The sequence below is a fragment of the Micromonospora endophytica genome, assembly GCF_003236305.1.
GTDB classification, from domain to species: Bacteria; Actinomycetota; Actinomycetes; order Mycobacteriales; family Micromonosporaceae; genus Micromonospora; species Micromonospora endophytica.
Window position 1 is genome coordinate 1 of sequence record NZ_POTX01000349.1, and the last position, 4,562, is coordinate 4,562.

Here is a 4,562-nt window from a genome sequence, read left to right on the forward strand (position 1 = left end):
GGGGGTGGGATAGGTTGTGGCGCGTGAGTGACGAGCAGGATGCGATCCGGGTGGCGGTGCTGGGCGCTCGGGGTCGGATGGGTGCCGAGGTGTGCAAGGCCGTCGACGCGGCCACGGACATGAAGCTGGTGGCGGCGGTGGACCAGGGTGACGCGCTGGCCGACCTCGCTGACGCCGGTGCGCAGGTGGTGGTCGACTTCACCACCCCGGACGTGGTCATGGACAACCTGCGCTGGTGCGTCGACCAGGGCATCCACACGGTGGTCGGCACCACCGGCTTCACCGAGCAGCGGCTGGAGCAGGTGCGTGGCTGGCTGGCCGACAAGCCCGGCGTGGGTGTGGTGATCGCCCCGAACTTCGGCATCGGCGCGGTGCTGATGATGCAGTTCGCCGCCCGCGCGGCCCGCTACTTCGAGTCGGTCGAGATCATCGAACAGCACCATCCGGGCAAGCTCGACGCGCCCAGCGGCACCGCCACGCACACCGCCCGGCTGATCGCCGCCGCCCGTGCCGAGGCCGACCTGGGCCCGGTGCCGGACGCCACGAAGGACGAGGTCGCCGGGGCGCGAGGCGCCGACATCGACGGGGTACGCGTACACGCGGTGCGGGCCACCGGCCTGGTCGCCCACCAGGAGGTGCTATTCGGCACCACCGGCGAGACGCTCACCATTCGGCACGACTCGTACGACCGGGTGTCGTTCATGCCCGGCGTGCTGCTCGCCGTCCGCGCGGTTCCCACCCGTCCCGGCCTCACCGTGGCCCTGGACCCCCTGCTCTGACGCCTGGTCAGTCGGTGGGATCAGCCGCCTCGGTGGAAACGGCGACGTGCAGGCGGAGCTGGGGGACCAGCATGTCGTCGACGTCCAGGGCGCGCCCGGCGCCGTCGGGGGCCCAACCAGCGGCGGTGAGGAACTTCCGGGACGCCTGATCGCCCTCGAACACCCAGGCCACGGCGTGGTCGAAGCCGGACTCCCGCCACAGGTCGACGCTTGCGGCGAGCAGCCGGCTGCCGTGCCCGCGCCGCCCCCACCGGGGCTCGACGAGCAGGTCGGTCACGGCCACCACGCCCGCGCCGAGCGCGTCGGCCGGCTCGTTCGGGGCCAGTGCCTCGGCGTCGGCCGGGCCGGAGGCGGCGAAACCCACCAGATACGATTGCTCGGCCTGTTCGACGGCGACAAGCACCCGATGGGTGTCGCCGGGAGGCTGGCGCACCGCGGCGTCCCACCGCTGGGCGAGCCACGCCTCGTCGAGGTTGTCCAGCACATGCCGAGGCAGCAGCCGCCGGTAGGCGGCCCGCCAGGTGGCGAGCTGGATGCGGGCGATCTCGGCGACGTCCTCCGGACGCGCCGGGCGGACAAACCCGAGAGCCATGGGACGACAGCCTACGCAGGGCGAGGGAGGCGACGGTGGCGCAGGGTGCCAGGCGCACGGTCGGGCAGCTCGTCGCGGTGCTGCTGCTCGCCGTCGCGGTCGCCGCGTTCCTGTCCGTGGCGGCGGTCCGGCACGGCTTCTTCGACCTGCAGGTCTATCGCGGCGCGCTGGTCTGGTGGGTGCACGACGGCGGGGAGATCTACGACTACCTGCGGCCCAACACCCAGTACGGCTTCACCTACCCGCCCTTCGCCGCGCTGCTGATGCTGCCGATGGCGTACCTGTCCTGGCACGCGGCGATCGTGGTGAGCGTGGCCGCCGGGGTGGTGACCAGCGCGGTGCTGATCTGGTGGCTGCTGGACCCGGTGTCGCGGCGGGCCGGCTGGACCCGGTGGTTCGCCTTCGCGGTGGCGCTCTGCCTCACCGCAGCCTTCGAGCCGATGCGCGAGACCATCAACTTCGGCCAGGTCAACACGCTGCTGCTCTTCCTGGTCGCGGTGGACCTGCTGCGACTGCTGCCGGGCCACAGCCGATGGGCCGGAATCGGCATCGGCCTGGCCACCGCGATCAAGCTCACCCCGGGCATCTTCATCGTGTATCTGCTGGTCACCGGACGGATCCGGGCGGCGTTCACCGCGATCGGCGCCGCTACCGCGGCGACGGTGCTCGCCGCCGGGCTGTTCCCGGACGCCTCCCGGGAGTTCTGGACCACAGCGCTGTGGAACACCGGCCGGGTCGGCGAACTCGCCTTCGTCTCCAACCAGTCGCTGCGGGGCGTGGTGGCCCGACTCGACCCGGAGAGCCCCAGCACGCTGGCCTGGTTGACCCTTGTCGCCGCGACGGTGGCGCTGTGGGTGTGGCGGTCCCGGGTGGCCGTGGCCGCCGGCGACGAGGCCAGCGGCCTGGCGCTCACCGGCGCGGTGATGTGCCTGGTCAGCCCGGTCACCTGGGTGCATCACCTGGTCTGGCTGCTGCCGGGGCTGTTCCTCCTGGTCGACAACGGCATGGCCGCGCCGCCGGGCAGCCGCCGACGCCGCGCCCTGCTGGCCGCCGCGACCATCGGGTACGCCTTCCTGATCAGCCGGATCGTCTGGGCGTACGAGCAGGACTTCAGCGGCGTCGATGGTTTCCTGTTCAGCAACACGTACGTCTGGATCAGCCTGGCTCTGCTGGCCTTCCTGCCGGTGCGCCACCCGCACCGGCCCGGTGAGCCGTCGCCGGAGCCGGTCGACGGGACCCGCCGGCAGCCCGCTGATGTCGTACGGCCGGCGTAGCCTGCCTGCGATGGTCGCATCGGAATCGCTCTCGCTCGCCCAGGCCCGGCGGATCGCGCTGGCCGCACAGGGTTTCGCCGACCCCGCGCCCGCCGGGGCGCCCACCCGCCGGCACCTGCGCCGGGTGCTCGACCGGGTCGGCCTGATCCAGATGGATTCGGTGAACGTCCTGCGACGGGCGCACTACCTGCCCCTCTACAGCCGGATCGGGCCCTACCCGACCACGCTGCTCGACTCGGCGGCCTACCGCCGTCCCCGCGAGCTGTTCGAATACTGGGGCCACGAGGCGTCGCTGGTGCCGGTGGCCCTGCACCCGATGCTGCGCTGGCGGATGGCCCGGGCCCACACCGACGCCTGGGGCGGCATGCGCCGCATCGCCCAGGAGCAACCCAAGCTCGTCGCCTGGGTACGCGACGAGGTGGCCGCCGGGGGTCCGCTGACGGTGGCCGAGATCGAGCACGACGCGCCCCGGCAGACCGGCAACTGGGGCTGGAACTGGTCGACGGTGAAGCAGGCGCTGGAATATCTCTTCTGGGCGGGCGAGGTGTGCGCCGCGGACCGCACCACCTCCTTCGCCCGCCGCTACGACCTGCCCGAACGGGTGCTGCCGGCGGCCGTGCTCGACGCGCCCACGCCCACCGACGCCGAGGCGTACCGCACCCTGGTCGGCATCGCCGCCCGCTCGCTCGGGGTGGCCGCGGAGCCGGAGCTGCGGGACTATTTTCGGCTGCCGGTGGCCGGCGCCCGCCAGGCGATCGCCGAGCTGGTCGAGGCGGGGGAGCTGCGGCCGGTCACGGTGCCGGGCTGGCGACAGCCGGCCTGGTTGCACGCGCAGGCGCGACTGCCGCGCTGGGTGCGGGGCAACACGCTGGTCAGCCCCTTCGACCCGCTGATCTGGGAGCGACACCGCACCGAGCGGCTGTTCGGTTTCACCTACCGCATCGAGATCTACGTCCCGGCCCCCAAGCGCGTGCACGGCTACTACGTGCTGCCGTTCCGGCAGGGTGAGCGATTCACCGCCCGGGTCGACCTGAAGGCCGACCGCAAGGCCGGGACGCTGCTGGTGCCGGCCGCCTGGGCGGAGCCGGGCGTCGACCCGGGCGAGACGGCGGTGGCACTCGCCGCCGAGCTGTACCGGCTGGCCGGCTGGCTCGGCCTGGACGCGGTGGCGCCGCCCCTCGCCGGCGACCTCGCCGCCCCGCTGGCCGCCGCCCTGGTGGGCGTGGCCGGTGTACGGTGAGGCTCGTGAGCTCCGTGGACCGATCGCCAGCCCAGCCGCACCCGCCCACCGGGGAACCGGTCGGCGCGGTCACCGCAGAGCGGCACGCCGCTGATCACCCGACCGGGCCTGCCGACGGCTATCCGGCGGGGCCTGCCGAGAGCTACCCGGCGTCCGGTTATCCGCCGCCTGGTTACCCGGGGTCTGGTTATCCGCCGCCTGGTTATCCGGCGGCTGGTTATCCGATGGTCGAGCCCGACCGGCTGACCCGGTTCGTGACCCGGTGGCACGCGCGCACGCCGCGTTGGGTGGTGCCGCTGGCCGCGCTCGGCTGCGTCGCCGCCGGCATCGGTTACACGCTGCTCAGCGACCCCACCCGGTCGGCCCCGGACGCGTTGCCGTCCTGCCTGCTCAAGCTCACCACCGGCCTGGACTGCCCGGGCTGCGGCGGCACCCGTGCCCTCTGGTACGTCCTGCACGCCGACCTGCCGGCCGCCGCCCGGCATCACTTCCTCTTCGTCTTCGCACTGCCCTTCCTGGCGTACTTCTTCATCGCCTGGGCCGGCAAGGAGGCGTTCGGTTGGCGACTGCCCGAGTTGCGGGTCAGCCCCAAGCTGATCGGCGGTTTCCTGGCCGCCTGGCTGGCCTTCTCGGTCATCCGCAACCTCCCCTGGCCCCCCTTCACCGCCCTCTACGTC

5 protein-coding genes are annotated in these 4,562 nt (G+C 73.0%); 4 read left to right on the forward strand and 1 reads right to left on the reverse strand.

Annotated features, from left to right (window positions below):
• Positions 1–23 precede the first annotated feature (23 nt).
• On the forward strand, positions 24–779 hold the full coding sequence (dapB, locus tag C1I93_RS28665) for a 4-hydroxy-tetrahydrodipicolinate reductase (RefSeq protein ID WP_111246384.1): 756 nt from the start codon (positions 24–26) through the stop codon (positions 777–779).
• Positions 780–786: 7 nt separating this feature from the next.
• On the opposite strand, the gene C1I93_RS28670 is transcribed toward dapB, so the two are convergent.
• Positions 787–1,371: a GNAT family N-acetyltransferase gene (locus C1I93_RS28670; protein ID WP_111246385.1), complete on the reverse strand. Its 585-nt coding sequence runs from the start codon at positions 1,369–1,371 to the stop codon at positions 787–789.
• A 35-nt stretch (positions 1,372–1,406) separates the two neighbouring features.
• Here C1I93_RS28670 and C1I93_RS28675 point away from each other — a divergent pair, with 35 nt between their 5' ends.
• From C1I93_RS28675 to C1I93_RS28685, 3 genes are all read left to right on the forward strand, one after another.
• On the forward strand, positions 1,407–2,645 hold the full coding sequence (locus tag C1I93_RS28675) for a glycosyltransferase family 87 protein (RefSeq protein ID WP_111246386.1): 1,239 nt from the start codon (positions 1,407–1,409) through the stop codon (positions 2,643–2,645).
• Between the two features lie 10 nt (positions 2,646–2,655).
• The gene (locus C1I93_RS28680) at positions 2,656–3,885 is read left to right on the forward strand and encodes a winged helix-turn-helix domain-containing protein (RefSeq protein ID WP_111246388.1); all 1,230 of its coding nucleotides are present in this window, start codon (positions 2,656–2,658) and stop codon (positions 3,883–3,885) included.
• Positions 3,882–4,562: DUF2752 domain-containing protein (locus C1I93_RS28685; protein WP_420871049.1), on the forward strand; the 681-nt coding region annotated here is incomplete at its 3' end. The genes C1I93_RS28680 and C1I93_RS28685, both read left to right, overlap by 4 nt.

Excerpts from the sequence above, each read along its gene's own strand:
- C1I93_RS28680 (WP_111246388.1), top strand. The coding sequence starts at position 2,656 with ATGGTCGCATCGGAATCGCTCTCGCTCGCCCAGGCCCGGCGGATCGCG.
- C1I93_RS28670 (WP_111246385.1), bottom strand. The coding sequence starts at position 1,371 with ATGGCTCTCGGGTTTGTCCGCCCGGCGCGTCCGGAGGACGTCGCCGAG.